Here is a 21,730-nt window from a genome sequence, read left to right as displayed (position 1 = left end):
CAATATATGCGGCCATCAGGCCCACGCGCATCATTCCTTATGACGATTCCCAGCTAACCACTCGACAATCTCAGCGGCCGGGCCGGTCTTGGCTTGCAGGTACCTGGTGCCAGCAAACAGGTGTGTGGAACGTGGGTCGCGAGCCTGGATTGCTGCCCGTTTGATCGGCACCGTCAGCGCATTGACCTCCGGATACACCGCGGGTGCCGTCAGCGACATGAATTCATTGACCAATGACCGCGACACGCGTCCCGAATAGACCCGTGTCAGCTGGGTGACGCCCGACCGATCCTCTTGCAGCATCTGCCGGTGCACGGGGTTCGACCCGGCCTCGTCGGAGAGCAACAGCGCGGTACCCACCGATGCCGCCGACGCTCCGTGGGCCAGCACGTCTCGCACATCCTCGGGCGTGGCGATCCCACCGGCTGCAACAAACGGCACATCTACCACGGCATTGACGTCATCCAACAGGGCGGGCAGCTCCAAGGTCTCGGGTTCGCCTAACGGATCATGTACCGATCGATGTCCACCCGCTTCGGGGCCTTGCACCACGAGAAAATCGGCGCCGTGCGCTACTGCATTGTGAGCCTCAGCAACCGACGTGATGGTCACACCAACTTGCGTGTCCGATGCGTGAAGTCGTTGGAACACTGCTGGCGCGGGCAGCCCGAAGGTGAACGTGACGATGGGCCATTCAACCGCGGCCTCGAGTTTCGCGTCCCAATCATCCGAAACATCTTCGCCGGCCTGTTCGACCGTCGGCAGTTCAACTCCGAGCCGCTCGGCGAAGGGCATGAGTTGTTCCCGAAATGCCGCAAGCTTTTCGCCGCGCTGCGCACTGCTTTTGGCAACATCAACCGCGGTGTTTGCCGCATCCGGCACGAACAGGTTTACGCCCACGGCTCCCGCGTCCGCCACCGACCGATAGTCCTCGACGATCTGCTGTGCGGTTTTGTTGCCGCCACCCAGAAAACCGAGGGCGCCGGTTGATGCGACGGCGCGCGCTAGTTCGTTTGACGACGGGCCGCCGGCCATCGGTGCGGCAACGATTGGGTGATGAAATTCCATGATGAACCTTCCCTTTTACACGAGACTATGACAGCAGCCGTGGCTCATAGTCGGGTTATTTTGCGAGCTCCTCGTAGGCTTCTCGATTCTGTTCGATCAGGCGCTTCGAGATCGCTAATACGTCTTCGTCATCAGCTTTTTGTTCTCCATCCATAAAACCATCCTATTCCGTCAAGCTAGTGATGCTCCGAGTGCACCACACCCGACCCGAGGTTGAGTGGCGCAGGATCGTTGAACACCTAGAGTATTAACCGACCACTCGCACCATCGATAATAACCACAGGTGAACCATGTCTGAGCCAGCAGGGCAGCACGAAGCGCTTTTCGACTTTGAATCGTCGGAACCATCAACGAACGACGACGCTGTTGCAGACCCGGCTGACGAGGCGCCGCTAGGGCAGGGGGCCCTCGAACTCGGCATCGCGATCCCGACGCCATTTAGCGAACCTGAGATTGATGACAAGGTCGAAGCCGAAGCGCAAGAGGCCAACGACGAGGTGTTAGAGAACCCGGAGAACTCGCCGCGGAAGCACCCCAATAAGGTGAGTTTCTATCAAGAACCTCAGGACACTGCCCGACTGCGGGGCGCGGTTTTGCACACCATGATTCCCGAGGGGCACCGCTCGTTGAGCCAGTTTGTCATCCGCGCGGTGATGAAGGAAGTCCAGCGGGTGGAAGAAAAATATAACGACGGCGATCCCTTTCCGGCGGTTGCGGCCCACGAGATGCCGCAAGGACGGCCACAGGGCTAAGGTTTTTCCAACCGCGAAGCAGACGCAACGACATCCTGCAGTTATCTGACGTGCGAGAACTACACCAGTGTAGTGACATGTGTCACATTGCGCACTAAAGTGTGCTAGAGACATCACCACACTGTGAAGGAGTCAGAGATGCAGTCGTTAATCATGGCGGTTGTTGGCGTTCTGATGATGCTGTTTGGATATTTTTTGTACTCCAAGTTTTTATCAAAACGGGTATACAAACTGAGCCCGGACTATCGGACGCCATCACATAAATATCAAGGCGGGGTCGATTACGTCCCCACGAATAAGTGGGTCCTGTGGGGCCACCATTTCACGTCGGTTGCGGGTGCCGCACCGATTGTCGGTCCCGCGGTCGCGGTGATCTGGGGTTGGTTGCCCGCGTTCTTGTGGGTTACCTTGGGTACGATCTTCTTCGCCGGGATGCACGATCTCGGTGCGCTGTGGGCCTCGGCTCGGCACAAGGGTCGTTCTATCGGCACCTTGTCGGGCCGCTATATTGGTGGTTCAGGGCGCGTCCTTTTCCTTGTTGTCATCTTTTTCTTGTTGTTGATGGTCAACGCGGTCTTCGCTGTGGTCATTGCGGATCTACTGGTCTCCACGCCGACGGCGGTCATTCCGACCTGGGGTGCTATTGCTGTAGCCCTGGTGATTGGCCAGGCTATCTATCGGTTTAAGTGGAATCTGCCGCTGGTGTCGATTGTCGGTGTTGTCGCCCTGTACGCACTGATGGTGCTCGGCGATCGTTTCCCTGTTGAACTCCCGGAGACCATTCTGGGCCTTTCGGCTTCGGCGTTCTGGATCATCGTGCTCTTCCTCTACGCCGGTATCGCCTCGATGTTGCCGGTCTGGATGTTGTTGCAACCACGTGACTATATTAATGGCCTGCAACTGTTTGTTGGTCTTGGGCTGTTGTACTTGTCCATTTTCATTTCGAACCCAACGGTTGTCGCGCCCGCGATCAACCAGAATGTCCCGGAGGGGACTCCCGGGATTATGCCGTTGCTGTTCGTGACGGTGGCGTGTGGCGCCATCTCGGGATTCCACGGTGTTGTGTCGTCAGGCACATCATCGAAACAGCTTGATAAAGAAACGGACGCTCGGTTCGTTGGGTATTTCGGCGCAGTTGGTGAGGGTTTACTTGCCCTGGGCACGATTATCGCGACGACGTCGGGCTTTGCCACGCTCGCTGCTTGGGAAGAAGTGTATTCCGCCTTTGAGGAGGGTGGTGCCGCTGCGTTCGTCGATGCAGGTAGCACTATTCTGAATGCTGGGCTGGCCATTCCGGAGAGTCTGTCGGCCACAATTCTTGCCACGATGGCGGTGTTGTTCGCTGCTACGACGATGGATACCGGTGTTCGTTTGCAACGGTTTGTGACAGCGGTGATCTTCGAATTATTTGGGGTGAGGCTGAATGTCTTCTTGGCGACGCTGATCACGTTGGTGACGGGCTTCGGTCTAGCGTTCTCCGCAGGTGGCGATGGCCGTGGTGGCATGATCATTTGGCCACTATTTGGTACGACCAACCAGCTGTTGGCTGCGCTGACGCTTTCGATTTTGGCAATTATCTTGTTGCGTACGAAGCGCCCCGTCTGGCCGGTCATCATTCCGCTGGTATTCGTTTTCTTCGTGTCGATGTATGCGGCAATCATCCAGCTGGGCACGTTCATCGCGGATGGTCAGTGGTTGCTTGTTGTCATTGACGTGATCATCTTGATAGCTGCGGTATGGGTCGTACTCGCTGCGATCAGCAGTATGGTCCGGACGAGGAACAAACCATTAGATCTCGATGCGGAAATGGACGATATCGAAGCGGGAACTTCGGTCTAGTCAATTATCCAAACGCAATCTGCCTCCGGTCCCATCCTGGGTCCGGAGGCAGAGTCGATTGATTAGCTGATGCGGAGTCGATGGCCAAGATTGCGCGAGACTTGGCAACTCGCCTGGCTCATTTTCTATGTGTTCCAGTAGACGTTGCGGAGTAGGGGTTGGTATGGGTCGAGCCATGGGGCTGGTTGGAAGAACGTCATGCCGTGGTGTTTGACGATGCGCCATTTGCCGATGTGTATTGCCCCGTGGTGATGAGCGCATAGCGTGGTGGCGTTGGGTTCGTCGGTGGTGCCGCCGTGTTCCCATTCTTTGATGTGGTGAATTTCGGAATAGATGCCGGGGATGGTGCAGCCTGGGGCTTGGCATCCGCGGTCGCGGGCGAGGATGGCGCGGCGTTGTGTGGGGGTGAAGAGTCGGTGGGTGCGTTTCTGGTGGAGCACGGTGTCTGGTCCGTTCCAGATTTGGCCTACGAGTTCGGCGTTGCAGGCCAGGATTTCAGCGTCTTTGGGGTGCATTGGTCCGTGGTTGATGACCTCTGACTGATATGGGGTCCAGGGCACTGGGTTCACGTACCCATCATGTGGTGAGGTGAAATCGTCATCGGGTGGTGGTTTGAAAGCATCATTCGGATCTGGCGGTGGTAGTTCGTGACAGTCTGGTGGGCTGCTTCTGTCGGGGTTGGGTGCGGTGATCACTGGTGGTAGGATGCCTTCGATGCCGGGTGGCCGCTGTGCTGCTGCTGGTAGTTCTGGTAGGCCCAGGGTGTGGTGAGCCGTTTGGATATCTTGGACCAAGACTAGTTGTGCGCTGGATCCGTGGGATTTTTTGATGCCCGCCTCTGTGGGGTCCATGGTTAGCAGGGTGTTGAACATGCCGATGAGCATGGCCCCGAGTTTCTGGCCGTTGCTCATCTGATCAATGCTCTTGACCCGCTGAGCGGTGACCGGGTTACCGTCGGAGTCTTCGGCGACAATGGCATCAGGATGAGGGAACGGCACCTCATCCGGGGTGAGCCCCAACGGAGCCATATCCGGCTGATGTATTGGATTCCCGTCATGCGATGCCGTGCCCGTCTCCCAGAGCGGCGCACAGTCGGCGGGTGCATCGCCAGGATCACTGTCGGTAGTGGCTTCCAGTGTTGAGTCCGCGGGATTGTCAGCGGCTGTGGTCTGTTGCTCATCACGGTCGATCGAGGTTGTGTCTGATGCGTTGGCATCTTTTGCCGGTTCTGCTGCGTCTTCTGGCTGTGCGTTGTCGGCGTCTTCATCGTGATCGACTGCGGCGACTTCCGATGTGCTGGGATCTGCAGGGTTATCTGCTACGTCGTCGGTTGGCTCGCCAGGGTGGCCTGTGGGGAACAGTGCGGCGATTCCGTCGGGGATGTCTGGTGGGGTGCCGTGGTGGTTGAGCATGTGGAGTTTGAAGTTTTTGAATTGCGCATACAGGTCTGGGGTGGCGTGCATGCTGATGTGGCCGCTGCCATCGGCGTGATCCCGGGTTTTGATCGCATTATCGGGCTGTTTGCGTAGGGTTTTGGAGGGTGAGGGCCCATCGGCGTTCATAGCATGCGCAATACGGTCCACCCACCGCTTTTTCACTCTGGAGACTTCATCGGGGGTGGAGGTTTCAGCGGTTTCGACCAGGGTGGGTTCAAAGGCTTGGAGGACGGCGTTTTTATAGTCGGTGGTTTGGCCGGTTTTGGCGGCGTAGTCAGTAAGGTCTTGATCCAGGTTGATGAATCGGTCGATATTTTCTGCTGGGATTCGTCCGTTGATAAATGCGGCGGCCATGCGTGCGAAGACGGGGAGGTTGGCGGCTTCTTCGGGGTTTTTGCCGGGGGCCAGGGTCACATACGCTGCCCGGTCGAGGTGTTTGGCTGCGGTGGCTGCGGAGAGTTTCATCGTGTCACGCAGATACTGTTTAGCATCAGTGAAGCCGCTGGTGGCAAAGGGTGCACCGAAGTAGGTGACTTGGTCGTGTTCAGCGGCTTGGAAGTAGCGGGTGTAGTTGGCCATCATCACATCCGTAGACTGCGTGACTTGCGACAGCATGTCCCCAATCGCGGGTAGCGAGTCGTAATAGCGTTCTGGTGGCACCACGGTGGCTGGTGTCTTCGAATCTCCAGCGCTGTCTGTATCGTCGTGGCTGGTTTCATCACCGGTTTGGGGCTGGTAGCCAGACCAGTCGGACCCCTCACCCTGGAGAAATGTGGCGAGTTCATGAAAGGTGTTGGGGTTGGCCATTTTCTTGCCAGCATATTGCAGAATGAACGCTGCTGCGTGCAGGGCTTCACCCAGGGAGGCACCATCGAGTTTGTCGGGGTTGAGCAGATCGGTGGGACACGGGATACCAATGTTGGGCAGGACCGGGGTGTGGTCCACAACAAACTCCTCTCAACCGAGCAAGCGGTGGGTGTTCAATAGCCGGTGGTGATGGTTTCTATTCTACCTGTCGGGCCTATTATTTGGCAATAGTTTGGTGTGTTTTGTTGGACGATTTAAGGGAGTTTAACATTACATAATGTTGTGTATCATGTGGTGATTATTCGTGCTTGGTGTGTCGTGTGTTTTGTGGATAACCGTATGGCGTGTTCAGACTTTTCCACACCCCACGCGACACGGTTGCAGAACACCCAAAAACCCAGAGAATGCGCTCGGTTTTTCGAGGAAAATATTGGTTCACGAGCGTTCCAACAGCAAAAGTGCTGGCCGGAACACCGTCCAGGTCAGCGCAGGAGAACTCTGGAGTTATTGCACCCGGTTAGGAATCCCGCCCCGACGAGCCTTTGATCGGCTCAGGCAAATGCAACCGGGCCAGGACTGCATCAGTATTAGCGGGCTGCAGGGTGTGAGGTTATTGAGCCGGAGAGGAGCTTGGGGTCTGGGTTCTTGATTTAGTGCGATGTGGCATTTGGTGATGTCGCCGATGGCGGTGCGGCTGACTCTCGGGTAATCGAACGCTACTCTTGGGGCTTTGTTAGACCGATAAACATTTCTTCGCGCAGGACCCCTACGTGAGCTTGGGTGATTTCTACTGCTTTGAGAGAATCGTTTGTGCGGAAGGCTTCGATGAGCTCGCGGTGCTCGTCCAGTCGGGGCTGAATTTTCTCCATCGGATACGGCACGAAGTATTTGTGGAGACTGTGGTAGGTCTTTAGATAAGCATCAGTTTCTTGTAATTGGGACATGTTCGCGCAATGTCTGTGGAACTTCACGTCGTACGCATGATGCTCGTACCAAGTTCGTGATCTTTCAGATTGTTTGGTTAGTTGCTCGAGTTTGTGGCAGTCTGCTTCGCTGGCATGCTGGGCGGCTGCGAGCATGATGGTCGATTCCATGAGCGAGCGTTGATCGATCAAGAGCCGGATGGCGGAGGCTGCTGAGTGATAGGCGGCTGTAGCGTCGCCGGTCTCTTCTGGAAGGTTTTCAGCAACAAATGTTCCTCCGTATCGTCCCCTTTTGCGAACTAGTACGTCTTCCTCAACGAGTTGTTCTAGCGCTCGTCGTGCGGTTGCTTTCGAGACTTCGAGGCCGACGGCTATATCTTCGAGATGCGGCAATTTTGTCCCCGGGGATAGGAGGCCGGACTCAATTGAAAGGCGGATTCTCGCCCTAACGGTGTCGACGGCTGAGAGTCTGGTGAGTGCTTTAGCGCCCGGCGACGCGTGGAGAACTTCTGATATCGAGGGGTACGTGGGGCGTGCGTCAGACATGACATGAGTCTAGCGAGTTCGAGGCGCATGTTGACTATATCTTGTGAGCTACCTTATATTGTTCAAAATGAACAGTTTAAAATTTCGTTTCGAAACGAGAGGTTTTTGTTGCTATGCCTTTTACCGTGGCCTTGGCACAACGTAAGCCAATTTTTGCGGATGCTCCGGTTGAAGCCTTTGCTGGAGATGTCCGCGAGACATTAGAAAAGTATCCAGAAGTGGACATGCTGGTGTATCCCGAATTGCATTTGCATGGAACGGAACACCTACCTGAAAACCAGCGTGAGGATGCTGAACGAGCGAAGGCAGTGACACTCGATTCAGCGCTTGTGAGATCAGTTGGCGAGATCGCCAAACGTCATCGCAGATGTGTATGCCCAGGGTCGATCGGCGAAATCGCGGATGGCGAGTTCTACAACACCCAGTTGCTGTTCGGCCCGCAAGGCGAGCTGGTCGCGCACTATCGCAAGATGTTTCCTTGGCGGCCATTTGAACCGCATGAATACGGGACAGAATTTGTCACCGCTGAAACTGAGTTTGGACGCGCAGGTCTATCAAACTGCTACGACGCTTGGTTCCCAGAGCACTCCCGTCACCTCGGCTGGCTTGGCGCCGAGTTCGTGCTCAATATCGTCAAAACGACTAGTCCGGATCGCGAACAAGAGCTTGTCTTGGCCAAAGCGAACGCAATTGTCAACCAAAACTACATGCTCTCAGTTAACTGCGCGGGGCCGGTGGGCCGAGGCCGGACTATCGCGGTGGACCCGGAAGGGTATGTGCTAGGTGAGCTGGGTGACGACGAGGACACGTTGGCCGTTACTGTCGACACGAATCGACTTGCCCGGATACGTCAAGTTGGCACCCGCGGCACAAACCGCTTGTGGCACCAGTTAGATGGCGGAGCGAAAGATATCGAACTCCCGATGTATCAGGGCCGCCTGAGCCCTGATACATTCCGACCACACACAGATGGGAAATAACATGCCACAGCAAACACTGATTCGCTCGCTGAATCTCAGATCACTGGTCATTTTCGGCCTGGCGTATATGACGCCGCTGATTGTGATCGGTACGTTCGGGGTCATTGCCTCGACCACCTCTGGAGCATCTGCCGGAGCCTATGCTTTGGCTACCGCCGCTATGCTTTTCACTGCACATTCCTACGCTCGAATGGCGAGCGTATACCCGGTATCGGGCTCGGCTTATACGTATGTTCGCTCAACTATGGGCGCCAAGCCCGGTTTCTTGGTGGGTTGGATGACTCTGCTGGATTACCTGTTTCTGCCGATGGTTATCTGGCTAATTGGTGGCTCGTATCTTCAGGCCCAGTTCCCCGCGATCCCCCTTGCTATCTGGATCATTATTTTCATTGTTATTACAACAACAGTCAACGTGATTGGCGTGCGAGTGGCCGATAAAGTCAACGTCGTCCTGATGACCTTTCAGGCACTTGTGCTGGCATTGTTCGTACTATTTTCCGTGGTAGCAGTGACGAGCGAAGATGGCCTACCCGGGGTCTTTTCTGTGGCACCGTTTCTTGGTGAAGCCGGCGAATTTACGCCTGTGGTGGCGGGCGCTGCTGTGGCTGCTTACGCGTTTCTTGGCTTCGATGCAGTCACCACGATGTCGGAAGAAACAGTTGAACCTCGAAAGACTGTTCCAAAAGCTATCATGCTGATCGCATTGATTGGAGGCGGTATTTTCGTCGCCGTCTCCTATGCGGTACAGCTGGTGCATCCGGGTGGAGTATTTTCGAACGTCGACACGGCAGGTTTTGAGATTGCGACTCGCATAGGGGGAGCCGCGTTTGCGGCAGTATTCATTGCCGCACTTGTGATCGCACAATTCACCTCAGGTATTGCCGCTCAGACGGCCGGATCACGACTGCTGTATGCGATGGGCCGCGACCGTGTCATGCCGAAGATTTTTGCTAAACTGGCACCGAGATTTGCTACCCCGGTAATCGCGATTGTCGCTATCGGGGTGGTCGGATTGATCGCATTGGCCATGGACGTCGCCACTTCTACTTCCTTCATTAACTTCGGTGCCTTTATCTCATTTGCCATGGTCAATGTTGCAGTGTTGGTCTATTGGTCACAACGACGTCGTGCAGGTGAGTATCTCAACGCACTTGCTTGGGTTGTTGCTCCGTTGGTAGGTGTCATTGTTGTGCTCATGCTGCTCACGCAGTTGGACATCCATGCAATCACGTTGGGTACCAGCTGGTTGGTGATCGGAGTGATCATCCTGGCGGTCCTCACACGCGGTTTTCGGGCAGATCCACCCGAGACGGTTGAGGAACTTGCAGAGAAAACGGAGGTTCAGTAACGCGAAGCGACGGCTAAATCGGGACGGTTGTGGCGTTTCGCAATCTCACCGAGTGCATCTTCGGCTGCTGCAGCCAGGACGCTGTTGGGATCGACGACCAATCGTTGGAGCCGGTCAATGGCCTGATCGTGTTGTGGGGTGGCCGTGGCGCCGAGTGCCTCGGCCGCCGCGACGCGTACGTGAGGATAGGCATCATCGGCCAACAGCTCGACGACGTCGGGAACCAACTCGAGCTTGTGATGCTTGACGAGTTGGGCAGCGATTTCACGAACCTGCCAGTCCTCGTCGTGCAGAGCAGCCTGGACGGCGGGAGCGGCCGTGTGATGCCACGCATGCAAGAGTGCTTGGCCTGCCCAGACCCGAGCCATATAGGGTTCGATGGCGTCCATCCCACCGAGCAGTTTGATGTCGGGATCGGTCTCGTCGCCGGGCGCAGCGTCACCGGAGAGTAGCCTCATGGCCCAGTCGACGAGCGTGGTGTACCCGAGTGTTTCAACGGCGGTCGCGATTCTGGTGGTCACGGGTTTGGCGAAGTGGTCTGGAGTATTGGGCGAAGAGTGTGAAGAAAAGGACATGTCTCTATTGTGCACCCAACAACAGGTGGTAGTTTAGGACGTATGCGCTCGCGAAGTTCTATTACCCTACACTTCCGGGCTGAAGCGTATGATCACCCTTCGGGCTACGTGGATGCCGGTACGGTGATGAGCTGGTTGGATAAGGCAGGCTATGCCGCCGCGGCCACCTGGGCCGGGTCCAATGTGGTGGCAACCTATATTGGCAATATGCGCTTCGGTCATCCGGTCCCGGTTGACTCCCAGATTACGGCGCAGGCCAGGTTGATCTATACCGAGGGCTCGCAGATTCATGTGCAGGGCCGGTTGGCGTTGCCGGATGTCTTGAACGATGACGGCGAGCCCACCGTGGCGACGTGGGTGGTCATGGTCTACGAGGCTGTGGATACCAAGGGTGAGACCAAGGAAATCAAGCAGTGGGAGCCACGCACCGACGCAGGGCATCGTCGTCGTGAAGTTGCCGCGGCTCGCGCGCTGGAACATGCTCGCGGTGAAGACGCGTTGGGCCAGGTGTTGTTCCCTGATCCGGATGAAACCAACGCCGAGGTCGTGCTGTTGTGCTTTATTGCCCACGCCGCCGAGGTGACGCCGGGATTTCGTCTGCAGGGCGGTTCATTGATGAACTGGCTCGACGAGGCAGCCTACGTGTGCGCGTCACGATGGGCGGGAAAACCCACCGTCGCGGTTTTTGCCGGTGGCGTGCAGTTTTACCACGGCGTCTACGTGGGCGATATTGTAGAGATCGAAGCTCGCGTGGTGCACACGACCGAACGTTCCATCTACCTGGTGGTCCGTGCCTGGTCGGGGAAACCAGAACAGCGCGATCTCCATCCGGTAGCTCAGTCCATTGCGATCATGGTGGTTGCAGGCGACGGCAAGGCCGAACCGGTGCCAAGCTGGCAGCCGCAAACCGCGGCAGAACAACAGCTGCAGCGCCACGCGATCGATCTGGTATCGATGCGCAATAAAAACGTTTACGAATGGTCCACGGTCGAAATCCCCTAACCGAGGGGAACACGTGAGACCCCGGTAGGAGCACCGTGCTCAAACTTCTGGCGCGTTTCGCGCGTCCTTATAGCGGCCAAGTCCTGGCTGTGATCGTCCTGCAACTAGTTACTATCGGTGCGATCCTCTTTCTGCCTGCCCTCAACGCCCAAATTATTGATGACGGGATTGCCACCGGCGACACCGGGATCATCTGGCGGCTGGGCGGCATCATGCTCGCCGTCGCCTTCGTGCAGCTGGCAGCCGCTATCTCATCGGTATGGTTCGCAGCACGAGCGGCCATGTCGATCGGTCGAGACCTACGCGCCGCGATCTTCCGGCGCGTCTCTCAGTTCTCCACGCACCAAATGTCACAGTTCGGGCCGGCAACGCTCATCACCCGCGCCACTAACGACGTACAACAACTCCAAATGGTGACGTTGATGGCGATGAGCATGCTGGTCATGGCACCCATCATGGCCGTCGGCGGGGTCGTGATGGCGCTGCGCGAAGACGCCGGACTCTCCTGGCTGGTGTGGGCCGCCGTCCCGGTGATTGTCGTCATCATGGTGATCGCGGGTTGGCGCATGATGCCGCTGTTCCGCAAGATGCAAGAAGCCATCGACGACGTCAACCACACTCTGCGCGAGCAGATCACCGGCATGCGCGTGGTCCGAGCGTTTGTGCGCGAGGACTATGAAACCCAGCGCTTCACCACGGCAAACCATCGCCTGACCGACCTCGCGGTGGGCGTCGGCAAAATTTTCGTCCTGCTGTTCCCACTCATTTCGCTGGTGCTGCATATCGCCACGGCTGCGGTGTTGTGGTTCGGTGGACTCCGTGTCGATGCCGGACTGGTCGCGGTCGGTTCGTTGACCGCCTTCATGCAGTACCTGTTACAAATTCTCATGGCCGTCATGATGGCCACCATGATCTTCTTGATGGTTCCCCGCGCCATGGTCTCGGCCAAGCGCATCAACGAGGTACTGGCCACCGAACCAGAACTGGCCGAAGGCACCGTTGACGCAACACAGGCCACCGGTCACCTGACCTTCGACACCGTGAGCTTTTCCTATCCGGGAGCCGAAGCTCCCGTACTGGAAGACATCAGTTTCCGCGCGACGCCGGGTCAGACCATCGGCATCATCGGTTCGACGGGGTCGGGCAAAACCACTTTGCTGAACCTCATCCCGCGGCTCATCGATACCAGCAGCGGGACCATCACCATCGACGGCGTCGATGTGCGGGATTACAGTCGCGAGGCCCTGTCGAATATCGTGGGCATGGTGCCACAAAAGGCCTACCTGTTTTCGGGTACCGTGGCGTCCAATGTGCGCTTTGGTGCACCGGGTGCCTCCGATGACGAGGTGTGGCGGGCCCTAGAGACCGCACAGGCGAAAGACTTCGTGGCGGTGCGAACCTCCGATGAAGCGACCGGCCTGGACTCGTCCATCGCGCAGGGCGGCACCGATGTGTCGGGCGGGCAACGTCAACGCCTGGCCATCGGGCGGACGCTGGCTGCCCAACCCAAGATCTACCTGTTCGACGATTCGTTCTCCGCGCTGGATGCCACCACGGATGCTGAGCTACGCCGTGCACTGGCCGGACAACTGACCGAGGCGACCCTGTTGATCGTGGCCCAACGCGTGGCCACCATCAAAGACGCCGACCACATTCTGGTGCTGGAACGCGGGCGCATCGTCGACGCTGGGACCCACGACGAACTGCTCGACTCGAGTACCGTCTACCAACAAATCGTGGCATCGCAGGTGGGGCATGGCTGAGACAATCGATCCGGGCCGTACGGCCACAACATTCTGGCCCTCGGCGCGCCGTCTGGCCGGTGTCTTCGCGCCCTATAAACCGCAACTGATCGCCGCCGTGCTCCTGACCGTGGTGTCGGTCGTGCTGCAAGTCTGGGCACCACTGGTGCTGGGCGAGGCCGTCAACGTGCTCTTCCACGCCCAGGGCATCGACTTCGCGCGCCTTGGCGAACTCATTACCCGCGTGTTGGCCATGTACGTCGTCGCAATGACTCTGATGTGGCTGCAGGGACGCATCCTGATCATCATCGGTGTCCGCATCACCTACGTGCTGCGCCAGGATGTCGAACATAAAATCCACCGGTTACCAACTAACTGGTTCGATGGCACCCAGCGCGGGGATCTGCTCTCGCGCACCACCAATGACGTCGACAACATTCAAACGGCCGTGCAAAACACGGTCTCATCGCTGCTCAACGGGTTGCTCACGATCATCGGCATCACCATTATGATGTTCACGCTGTCCTGGCAGTTGGCACTCATCGCGCTCATTGCCGTGCCGATCGCGGCCGCCGTCGTCGGCATCATCGGCAAGCGAGCACAGAAGCTGTTTTCCGCCCAGTGGGCCAACACCGGCAAGCTGAACGGCCACATTGAAGAAGCCTTTACCGGCCACGATGTGATGACCTTGTTCAACCGTACCGATGCAATGATCGCCGAGTTTGATGCGCATAATGACGCCGTGTATCAGGCCAGCTATAAGGCGCAGTTCATTTCGGGCATGATCAATCCGATTATGCAATGGGTGACCTACCTGGGCTACGTCGGGATTGCCGTGGTGGGTGCGCTGCGCGTGGCGGCCGGTGCGATGCCACTGGGTTCGGTCACCGCGTTCATCCAGTACTCGCGCGAATTCAACCAGCCGCTGGGGCAACTGGCCGGGCTGGCCAATATGATCATCTCCGCGGTCGCCTCGGCCGAGCGGGTCTTTGAATTCCTCGACGCCGAGGAAGAAACCGATACCGTCGGTGAGCTGGACGACGTCACCGGCGACGTCGAATTCCAGCACGTCGAGTTTAGCTACGACGACTCCGAGCTCATCACCGACCTGAACCTGCATGTGACACCGGGGCAGTTGGTGGCGATCGTCGGGCCCACCGGAGCCGGGAAAACCACCCTGGTCAACCTGCTCATGCGTTTCTACGACGTCGATGCGGGACGGATTGTGCTCGACGGGACCGATATTGCCACCGTCTCGCGGGCTGCGTTGCGCCGACCCATCGGTATGGTACTCCAAGATGCCGTGCTGTTTTCGGGCAGCATCAAACACAACATCGCCTATGGCAGCCCGGATGCCACAGATGACGAAATCGTTGCCGCCGCGCAAGCCGCCCGCGCCGATCATTTCATCAACCAATTGCCCGATGGCTATGACACCGAGATCAGCCTGGACTCGGATGCGATCTCGGCCGGGGAGCGCCAGTTACTCACCATCGCCCGGGCATTTTTGTCGAATCCGCGACTGTTGATTCTTGATGAAGCGACATCCTCGGTGGACACCCGAACCGAAGCACTCATCCAAGAGGCGCTGGCTATTCTGCAACAGGGCCGCACCTCATTTGTCATCGCGCACCGATTGTCGACCATCCGAGCCGCCGATGTGATCGTCGTCATGGATCACGGCGACGTGGTCGAACAAGGGTCACACGATGCGTTGCTGGCAGCCGGTGGAATGTACCATGATTTATATACTGCCCAAACCCAGCAACACCTCGAAGGAGGCCGGTGAGTACTTACCCGACAGGCTGGCCAGGCCAATATCCAACCGGATGGCCCCAACCACAACACGGTGGCAAACACTCCAAAGCCGACGATAAAACCGCCTCGGACCCGGGCAAATTCCACTGGGGTGACCTTTTAGGGCTGCTCGTCTATGTCGGTGGCTTTGTGCTGGGTGGCCTGCTGTTGGTCTTTTCGATTCCCGGGGTCACAGAATTCGGTGCCCAGGCCTATGGGCGCGAGCCGATGTCCTTTGACGACGTGCTGACCTCCGAGACCATGCCCGCCTGGTTTTTGATGTACTCCAACGTGGTGCTCTACGGCATCACCGGGATCATCCTGCTGGCTGTCTCATGGCGACCGTTCGTGCGATCCTTTCGATGGTTTGCGACCTGGTGGTGGGTCAAAGTCCTGCTGCTGCCGGTCATCTGGTTGGCCACGCTGATGCTCACGTCGTTCATCCTGGTGATCTCCGGCCAGGAAGGTGATGTCTCCGCCAATCAAGAAGCCGTTGAACAGGCCGCGGGGGAGTCCTCGCTGATCGTGTCCATCCTCATCATGGGACTGGTCGGCCCGTTCGTTGAAGAGTACATTTTTCGTCACGTGCTCATCGGTAAACTCGGACGCTGGATTCCGACGTGGGTCACCGTGCCCATCTCGATTATCGCGTTCACCATGCTGCACTTCATCGGTGATCCGAACGCATCCTTCGCTTCGGTGCTGCCGTATATGTCGATGGCCATCGCCTTTACCGCTGTGTATCTGATCTCGAAGAAATCCTTTGCCTACGCGTGGCTGTCGCACGCCTTCAATAATGTGGTGTCGGTGCTCATGCTCGAGTTGACCAGCATGGATACGGGCCTGATCCTCATCTAGATGGCGAACTCATCCCAGCGGTCACTGACCCGCCAGATTCTGGGCTTAGCGGTTCCGGCATTTGGTGCCCTGATCGCCGAGCCACTGTTTTTACTGGCCGATACCGCGATGATCGGTCGGTTGGGTGCCGCCGAACTCGCCGGCGTCGGTCTGGCCGCGGCCATCGTCCAAACAGTCACCGGGCTGCTCATCTTCCTGGCCTACTCGACGACCCCGGCCGTGGCGCGGTTCCTCGGCGCCGGGCAACGAGGCAACGCCCTGGCCCGCGGACGCGACGGCATCTGGTTAGGCCTCGGGCTCGGCGTCGTCCTCGGGATAATCGGCTGGTATACCGCCCCGCTGCTGGTCAACATCGCCACCCCCGATGCCGCGCCACACGCCGTGGCCTACATGCAATACTCGATGCTCGGGCTGCCCGCGATGCTCGCCGTTCTCGCGGCAACAGGCGTACTGCGTGGCCTCCAGGATGCTACCACCCCGCTGATCGTCGCCGGCGTCGGATTCGGGCTGAACATCCTGGGCAACTACCTGCTCATCTACGTATTCGGCCTCGGCGTCGCTGGCTCGGCCATCGGTACCTCCGTCATCCAATGGCTCATGTTCGCCGTGTATGCGGCCATCCTCATTCCGCGCATGCGCCGCTACGACGTGGGTTTTACCCCCACGACGACGGGCTTGCGCGCCACTGCCCAGGTGGGGTCGTGGCTGCTGGTCCGTTCCGCCTCGCTGCGTGCGGCAATCCTCGCCACGGTGCTCACCGCGACCGCACTGGGCACCGAAGTGCTGGCCGCCCACCAGATCGTGTTCAATGTGTATTCGACCATGGCGTTCGCCCTCGATGCCCTGGCGATCGCGGCCCAAGCGCTCATCGGCAAGGAGCTTGGCGCCTCCAACGTGACCGCCGTACGCGCGCTGACTTCGACCATGATCCGCTGGTCATTTGGCTTCGGGGCCATCACCGGCATCCTGCTGGGCATCGCGTCGCCGTGGTTACCTCACGTGTTCACTACCGACCCGGCCGTCATCGCGGCGACCACCGCGGGGCTCATCGTGCTGGCCATCTCCCAGCCACTATCCGGCTACGTGTTTGTGCTCGACGGGATCCTCATGGGTGCGGGCGACGCGAGATACCTCGGGCTCATCGGGATCGTCAACATCGTGATCTATCTACCCGCACTGTATGTGCTGGCTGCGCTCGCCGATGACGCAACCCAGGTTGGCGCTGTGGCATGGGTATGGATTGGATTCGCCGGCGTATTCCTTGCCGCGCGGGCGCTGGGACTGTGGTTACGTATCCGTCGCGACACCTGGATTCGACTCGGCGCGCAATGACTAGAATGGAACCGACATGAGCCAAAAAATAGACCTCGATATCACCTCCGTCATCTACCGGCCGGTACTCATCCGCGCCGGCGTGGCAGCACTCTTTGGTATCGCCACCTTCCTGTTCCAAGAACCCTCCGACGCCGTCGTAAACTATGGCAGTGCGATCTTCTTCTTGTTCTCTGGATCGGCGATGTGGGAATACCTGCGCCGCGACCCCGTCCCCGAGGGCATGCGCTCGCCGCTGTCGCTCATCGCAGCGATATGGATGCTCACAGCACTCACCCTGGTGGGACTCCAGCTCGGCGACGTGTCAGCGACCGTCACGTGGATTACCATTGCCGCGGGCTTAGGGGTGGGAGGTATCGCCGAAGTCTGGGCGTGGACCTGGCGTAAGAGCTTCGCGCCAGCCCGAGATCACCTCATCGCGGGCATTGTCGGGATCATCACGGCCGGCCTGCTCGCCGCGATGCAAGATCTGGACTACCACCGCATTTTCGGTATCGCTGGAACCTATGCGCTCGTCGTCGCCGTGCTCTTTGCTATCACGGGGATCGGGTACTGGCTCGACACCCGCAAAGCGGTCAAAGAGGACGGGTATCAGCCACCAGCGCCGTAGCGTGTCGGCTGAAATTTCGCCCACAGCCCGCGATTTCTACGTTGTGTAAAACAGGCGCTAGAATAAGCCCCATCGACCTTCCATAGGAGCAACTCCGGTAGCCGGAACACACCATGCCAGATTCACCTAAAAAACCACGCGGCGGATTCAAAGGCGGCATCAAGATCCCGCTGGTCTTTTCGTTTGTCGTCGGGCTCATCGCATTTGTCGTTGCCACAGTTGTGGGCACCGGCGGACTGAATAACCCCGACCATCCGCTGCGTCTCGACATCGGACTGATCGCCTTCGGTGTCGGCGTCGCAGCGACACTCGTGGTCGTGGCCCTGCTGCAATTGACCGGGCGCGAAAACCCTGATCACATCTCCGAGGGTTCCGGTATTAACCGCTCTTCTGAAGAACTGCACCGCGCCGCGATCGCCAGGGCTCGTGAACGCATGCGCCGCGAACGTGCCGAAGCAGAAGCAGCAGAGCAGTCGAGCGACGAGACGAGCTCAGAGGAACGCTAGCGCCAGGGTTGGTGGCGGAACATACATCGTTTTGTTGTGTTGTCGTTGGCGTTCGCAGGGTCAACGCATGGTGCCCTTCATAGAAACGCCTGAGCTGTAGACAGCTTCTTGTCAGCCTGTTTAGACTCGGCGACACAGCAAAGTAGGCCCCGCAAACATCAGATCGCGAGGACGACCATGCGAGCAGTGACCTGGCAAGGCCGACGAAATGTTTCCGTCGAAGAAATGCCCGACCCGACGATTCAAGAACCTCCGACGCAATTATTCGCGTCACATCCACCGCGGTGTGCGGCTCCGATTTGCACCTCTATGAAGTGCTGACTCCGTTCATGACACCCGGCGACATCATCGGGCACGAACCGATCGGCATTGTGGAAGAAACCGGCTCCGCCGTCAACAATCTACAGCCCGGCGACCGCGTGGTGATCCCCTTCAACGTCTCCTGCGGGTATTGCTATTACTGTCAGCGTGGGTTGCAGTCGCAGTGCGAGACGACCCAGGTGACCGAATACGGCACCGGTGCAACTCTGCTTGGCTACTCAAAGCTCTACGGCCAGCTACCAGGCGGGCAAGCAGAGTACCTCCGGGTGCCCCACGCCGATTATGGCCCCATCAAAGTCGGATCTGAACTCACCGACGAACACTATCTTTTCCTCTCCGACATCCTCCCCACCGCTTGGCAGGCAGTGCAATACGCACACATGCCCGATGACGGTGTCATGGCGGTGCTCGGGCTCGGACCGGTCGGCCAATTCGCCGCACGGATCGGTGTCCAGCTCGGCTACGACGTCGTTGCGCTGGAAACCGTGCCAGAGCGCCGCGTGATGGCTGCCCGCCACGGCGTCACCGTCGCCTCCGAACATGCGGAAGCGGCCCAATTGATCAACGAACGGACCAACGGACGCGGGGCCGATGGCGTCATCGATGCCGTCGGTATGGAATCCCACGGCAACCACGTCGTGGCAGCACTGCACAAGGCCACCGCGTATCTCCCAGATGCGATCGGACAAAAGGCCCTGACCAACGTCGGCCTAGATCGAACCTCGGCGTTGAACTCCGCATTAGACCTTGCCGGCCGCGGTAGCACCGTGTCACTCAGTGGCGTCTACGGAGGCGCCGCTACGCCAGTGCCGATGCTGACCATCTTTGATAAACAACTCACCATTACAGCAGGTCAGTGCAATGTTCGGCACTGGGATCAGGACTTGATCCCCTATGTTGAGGATTCGTCAGACCCGTTAGGGGTCACCGATTTGGTGACCCACCGTATGCCGCTTGACCAAGCACCCGAGGCGTACCACATGTTCCAGCAGAAACAGGACGGCTGCATCAAGGTCGTACTGAAACCCTGACGCTGGGCACAGCACACTATGCATTCATGACTGAGATGAACGGACGTGAGGCACATGGCAGACATTAACACTCCCGGCAAACCAAGTTCGATCGACCCACAACTGCACGACCCAGAGGATCAGCCCACCCCGCCAAAACCCGACGCACCCTCTCCCGCGAAAGCTGACCAGAGCACTCCTGCGGTACGGTCAGCCACCGGTCAAAAGGTTGGTGCAGACAACAGCAACCCGCGGGCCCAGGCCCATACATATTTGACCACCTCACAAGGTGCACGTGTACGGGATACACATCGGTCACTGAAGGCCGGTGAACGCGGCCCAACCCTGTTGCAGGATCACCACCTGCGCGAAAAGATCACCCACTTCGACCACGAACGCATCCCGGAACGCGTCGTCCACGCTCGCGGAGCAGCCGCACACGGCGTATTTGAATCCTAAGGAGTGGCAGGCAACCTGACCCGCGCTCGGTTCTTAACCGAAGCGAAAACCACTCCGGTCTTCACTCGATTTTCAACTGTCGTCGGTTCACGAGGTTCTGCCGACGTCGTGCGAGACACCCGCGGTTTTGCGACGAAGTTTTATACCGATGAGGGGACCTACGACCTCGTCGCGAACAACATTCCGGTCTTCTTCATCCAGGATGGCATCAAGTTCCCGGACATCATCCACGCTGCGAAACCGCACCCGGATCGCGAAATTCCACAAGCGCAGTCGGCCCACGACACCTTCTGGGATTTCGTCTCCCTGCAGACCGAAGCCCAGGCGCATGCGATGTGGCAGATGTCAGACCGTGGCATCCCGCGCTCATACCGGATGATGGAAGGCTTTGGAGTCAACACGTTCCGTCTGATCAATGCCAACGATGAAACGGTCCTGGTCAAATTCCACTGGAAACCACGCCTCGGTGCACACTCCGTGACCTGGGAAGAGGCGCAGATGGTTAACGGTGTCGACCCCGATTTCCACCGGCGCGACCTGGCCGATGCCATCGAATCCGGTGCATACCCGCAGTGGGAGCTTGGGGTTCAGGTCTTTCCGGATACCGAAGACGAGATGTTTGAGGGTATCGATCTGCTCGACCCAACAAAGATCGTGCCCGAGGAGCTAGCGGAAGTTCAACCACTCGGATGGCTGACGTTGAACGCCAATCCGAGTAACTACTTTGCCGAAACTGAACAGGTGGCCTTCCACCCAGGGCATCTCGTACCCGGAATCGACCTCACCAACGATCTGGGGTGTAATAAGGATGTTGGACAGGTTGTTGATTATCAGACAGGATCAATACCATGGCAACATCACCACGTCGGAAGTTCAGTGCGCAGTTCAAAGCTGAAGCGGTCCAGATGGTCGTGCAAAACGACCGGCCGATCGCGCAAGTCGCCAAAGAACTCCAGATCAATGACGGTACCCTGGGCAATTGGGTCAAGCTGTATCGGGAAGAGAATCCAGAGCCGGAACCGGCGTTGAAGCCCTCGGATCGGGTGCGGTTAGCGGAGCTGGAGGCAGAGGTTCGAGAGCTGCGGATGGAGAATGAATTCCTAAAAAAAGCCGCCTTGGATTCAAATCGTCAAGGCAACACCGTGGGCTTCGGCTTCGAGTGGGGTTCGGTAGCCTAGGCCTTTGCGGGGTCGGGTGTTGAGTTCATGGACGATGTGGTCCAGATCGGTTTGTGAATATCGGCTCAGGTTGGTTTTCTTGGGTAGGTACTGGCGGATGAGTCCGTTGGTGTTTTCGTTGGTGCCGCGCTGCCAGGGGCTTAGCGGGTCTGCGAAGAAGATCTCCACACCGGTGGCTTGGGTGATGGTCTGATGGTCCGCAAGTTCCATGCCGCGATCCCAGGTCAATGTCTTGACTTCTATTGTTGGTTGCTGGGTGCTACGCTGGCTCAGTGCGGTGGTGAGATGCTGTGCACTGCGATCTGCTAACTGCACTAGATCCACTTTCCGGCTGGCTCGATCTACCAGGGTGGCTATTTGAGAGTTGGTGCCGCCGATGATCGGATCGCCTTCCCAATGGCCTAGTATCGTGCGATCCTCGGCTTCAGCTGGCCGGTCGTGAATGGACCGGGCATTTTTGATTTGCGATCGCCACTGGCCCCGGGTGGAGTAGTGTTTGCCGTGGCGGATGGGCCGATTGCGACGCAAACATCGATGAATATTATGTGGCAGTATCTTGCGGACCTTGTGCAGATACACGGTGCGATAAATGGCCTCGTGACTGATGTGCATCCGCGTATTCATCGGGTAGTCCAACCGCA

17 protein-coding genes and 2 pseudogenes are annotated in these 21,730 nt (G+C 58.2%); 14 read left to right on the top strand and 5 right to left on the bottom strand.

Annotated features, from left to right (window positions below):
* Window positions 1-30: 30 nt before the first annotated feature.
* Window positions 31-1,068: a nitronate monooxygenase gene (locus ACYVJT_RS06895; RefSeq protein ID WP_343955864.1), complete on the bottom strand. Its 1,038-nt coding sequence runs from the start codon at window positions 1,066-1,068 to the stop codon at window positions 31-33.
* A gap of 290 nt (window positions 1,069-1,358) precedes the next feature.
* On the opposite strand from ACYVJT_RS06895, the gene ACYVJT_RS06890 reads away from it, so the two are divergent.
* Both ACYVJT_RS06890 and ACYVJT_RS06885 read left to right on the top strand, forming a co-directional pair.
* Window positions 1,359-1,820 carry a ParB family protein gene (locus ACYVJT_RS06890; RefSeq protein ID WP_343955863.1) on the top strand — a complete coding sequence of 154 codons (462 nt, stop codon included), beginning with the start codon at window positions 1,359-1,361 and terminating at the stop codon, window positions 1,818-1,820.
* 138 nt (window positions 1,821-1,958) lie between these two features.
* The gene (locus ACYVJT_RS06885) at window positions 1,959-3,659 is read left to right on the top strand and encodes a carbon starvation CstA family protein (protein ID WP_343955862.1); all 1,701 of its coding nucleotides are present in this window, start codon (window positions 1,959-1,961) and stop codon (window positions 3,657-3,659) included.
* 125 nt (window positions 3,660-3,784) lie between these two features.
* On the opposite strand, the gene ACYVJT_RS06880 is transcribed toward ACYVJT_RS06885, so the two are convergent.
* Both ACYVJT_RS06880 and ACYVJT_RS06875 read right to left on the bottom strand, forming a co-directional pair.
* Complete coding sequence (locus ACYVJT_RS06880) at window positions 3,785-6,040, bottom strand: HNH endonuclease (RefSeq protein ID WP_343955861.1); 2,256 nt, start codon at window positions 6,038-6,040, stop codon at window positions 3,785-3,787.
* Between the two features lie 578 nt (window positions 6,041-6,618).
* On the bottom strand, window positions 6,619-7,371 hold the full coding sequence (locus tag ACYVJT_RS06875; protein WP_343955860.1) for a FadR/GntR family transcriptional regulator: 753 nt from the start codon (window positions 7,369-7,371) through the stop codon (window positions 6,619-6,621).
* A 113-nt stretch (window positions 7,372-7,484) separates the two neighbouring features.
* Here ACYVJT_RS06875 and ACYVJT_RS06870 point away from each other — a divergent pair, with 113 nt between their 5' ends.
* Window positions 7,485-8,351, top strand: a complete 867-nt coding sequence (locus ACYVJT_RS06870) for a carbon-nitrogen hydrolase family protein (protein WP_343955859.1) — start codon at window positions 7,485-7,487, stop codon at window positions 8,349-8,351.
* Between the two features lies 1 nt (window position 8,352).
* A complete protein-coding gene (locus tag ACYVJT_RS06865; protein ID WP_343955858.1) occupies window positions 8,353-9,699 on the top strand; it encodes an APC family permease in 1,347 nt (448 codons plus the stop codon).
* On the opposite strand, the gene ACYVJT_RS06860 is transcribed toward ACYVJT_RS06865, so the two are convergent.
* On the bottom strand, window positions 9,693-10,274 hold the full coding sequence (locus ACYVJT_RS06860; RefSeq protein ID WP_343955857.1) for a HEAT repeat domain-containing protein: 582 nt from the start codon (window positions 10,272-10,274) through the stop codon (window positions 9,693-9,695). The two genes, ACYVJT_RS06865 and ACYVJT_RS06860, sit on opposite strands and share 7 nt — an antisense overlap.
* 42 nt (window positions 10,275-10,316) lie before the next feature.
* On the opposite strand from ACYVJT_RS06860, the gene ACYVJT_RS06855 reads away from it, so the two are divergent.
* From ACYVJT_RS06855 to ACYVJT_RS06810, 10 genes and pseudogenes are all read left to right on the top strand, one after another.
* Complete coding sequence (locus ACYVJT_RS06855; RefSeq protein WP_343955856.1) at window positions 10,317-11,276, top strand: acyl-CoA thioesterase; 960 nt, start codon at window positions 10,317-10,319, stop codon at window positions 11,274-11,276.
* 35 nt (window positions 11,277-11,311) lie between these two features.
* Window positions 11,312-13,039, top strand: a complete 1,728-nt coding sequence (locus ACYVJT_RS06850) for an ABC transporter ATP-binding protein (RefSeq protein WP_343955855.1) — start codon at window positions 11,312-11,314, stop codon at window positions 13,037-13,039.
* A complete protein-coding gene (locus tag ACYVJT_RS06845; RefSeq protein WP_343955854.1) occupies window positions 13,032-14,807 on the top strand; it encodes an ABC transporter ATP-binding protein in 1,776 nt (591 codons plus the stop codon). The genes ACYVJT_RS06850 and ACYVJT_RS06845 overlap by 8 nt, the downstream gene beginning before the upstream one ends.
* Entirely contained in the window at window positions 14,804-15,673 is an 870-nt protein-coding gene (locus tag ACYVJT_RS06840) for a CPBP family intramembrane glutamic endopeptidase (RefSeq protein ID WP_343955853.1), read from the top strand. The genes ACYVJT_RS06845 and ACYVJT_RS06840 overlap by 4 nt, the downstream gene beginning before the upstream one ends.
* The gene (locus tag ACYVJT_RS06835) at window positions 15,674-17,005 is read left to right on the top strand and encodes an MATE family efflux transporter (RefSeq protein ID WP_343955852.1); all 1,332 of its coding nucleotides are present in this window, start codon (window positions 15,674-15,676) and stop codon (window positions 17,003-17,005) included.
* Window positions 17,006-17,021: 16 nt separating this feature from the next.
* Window positions 17,022-17,615, top strand: coding sequence for a hypothetical protein (locus tag ACYVJT_RS06830; RefSeq protein ID WP_343955851.1), 594 nt, complete (start codon window positions 17,022-17,024; stop codon window positions 17,613-17,615).
* Window positions 17,616-17,728: 113 nt separating this feature from the next.
* Entirely contained in the window at window positions 17,729-18,121 is a 393-nt protein-coding gene (locus ACYVJT_RS06825; RefSeq protein WP_343955850.1) for a hypothetical protein, read from the top strand.
* A 177-nt stretch (window positions 18,122-18,298) separates the two neighbouring features.
* Window positions 18,299-19,473, top strand: a pseudogene (locus ACYVJT_RS06820) (alcohol dehydrogenase catalytic domain-containing protein).
* A 54-nt stretch (window positions 19,474-19,527) separates the two neighbouring features.
* Window positions 19,528-20,703 (top strand): annotated as a pseudogene (locus ACYVJT_RS06815) (catalase); the annotation flags it as partial.
* A 56-nt stretch (window positions 20,704-20,759) separates the two neighbouring features.
* On the top strand, window positions 20,760-21,089 hold the full coding sequence (locus ACYVJT_RS06810; protein ID WP_425579841.1) for a transposase: 330 nt from the start codon (window positions 20,760-20,762) through the stop codon (window positions 21,087-21,089).
* Here ACYVJT_RS06810 and ACYVJT_RS06805 read toward each other — a convergent pair.
* On the bottom strand, window positions 21,033-21,730 hold a 698-nt coding region (locus ACYVJT_RS06805; RefSeq protein ID WP_499418246.1), incomplete at its 5' end, for an IS30 family transposase. The two genes, ACYVJT_RS06810 and ACYVJT_RS06805, sit on opposite strands and share 57 nt — an antisense overlap.

Source organism: Yaniella soli (assembly GCF_054782375.1).
Note: the sequence above shows the minus strand (reverse complement) of the source record. Positions and strands in the feature narration are given on the sequence as shown.

Bases quoted from the DNA above. Each gene is read 5' to 3' on its own strand.
- ACYVJT_RS06895 (WP_343955864.1), bottom strand. From the start codon at position 1,068: ATGGAATTTCATCACCCAATCGTTGCCGCACCGATGGCCGGCGGCCCG.
- ACYVJT_RS06890 (WP_343955863.1), top strand. From the start codon at position 1,359: ATGTCTGAGCCAGCAGGGCAGCACGAAGCGCTTTTCGACTTTGAATCG.
- ACYVJT_RS06885 (WP_343955862.1), top strand. From the start codon at position 1,959: ATGCAGTCGTTAATCATGGCGGTTGTTGGCGTTCTGATGATGCTGTTT.
- ACYVJT_RS06875 (WP_343955860.1), bottom strand. From the start codon at position 7,371: ATGTCTGACGCACGCCCCACGTACCCCTCGATATCAGAAGTTCTCCAC.
- ACYVJT_RS06870 (WP_343955859.1), top strand. From the start codon at position 7,485: ATGCCTTTTACCGTGGCCTTGGCACAACGTAAGCCAATTTTTGCGGAT.
- ACYVJT_RS06865 (WP_343955858.1), top strand. From the start codon at position 8,353: ATGCCACAGCAAACACTGATTCGCTCGCTGAATCTCAGATCACTGGTC.
- ACYVJT_RS06860 (WP_343955857.1), bottom strand. From the start codon at position 10,274: ATGTCCTTTTCTTCACACTCTTCGCCCAATACTCCAGACCACTTCGCC.
- ACYVJT_RS06855 (WP_343955856.1), top strand. From the start codon at position 10,317: ATGCGCTCGCGAAGTTCTATTACCCTACACTTCCGGGCTGAAGCGTAT.
- ACYVJT_RS06845 (WP_343955854.1), top strand. From the start codon at position 13,032: ATGGCTGAGACAATCGATCCGGGCCGTACGGCCACAACATTCTGGCCC.
- ACYVJT_RS06835 (WP_343955852.1), top strand. From the start codon at position 15,674: ATGGCGAACTCATCCCAGCGGTCACTGACCCGCCAGATTCTGGGCTTA.
- ACYVJT_RS06830 (WP_343955851.1), top strand. From the start codon at position 17,022: ATGAGCCAAAAAATAGACCTCGATATCACCTCCGTCATCTACCGGCCG.
- ACYVJT_RS06825 (WP_343955850.1), top strand. From the start codon at position 17,729: ATGCCAGATTCACCTAAAAAACCACGCGGCGGATTCAAAGGCGGCATC.
- ACYVJT_RS06810 (WP_425579841.1), top strand. From the start codon at position 20,760: ATGGCAACATCACCACGTCGGAAGTTCAGTGCGCAGTTCAAAGCTGAA.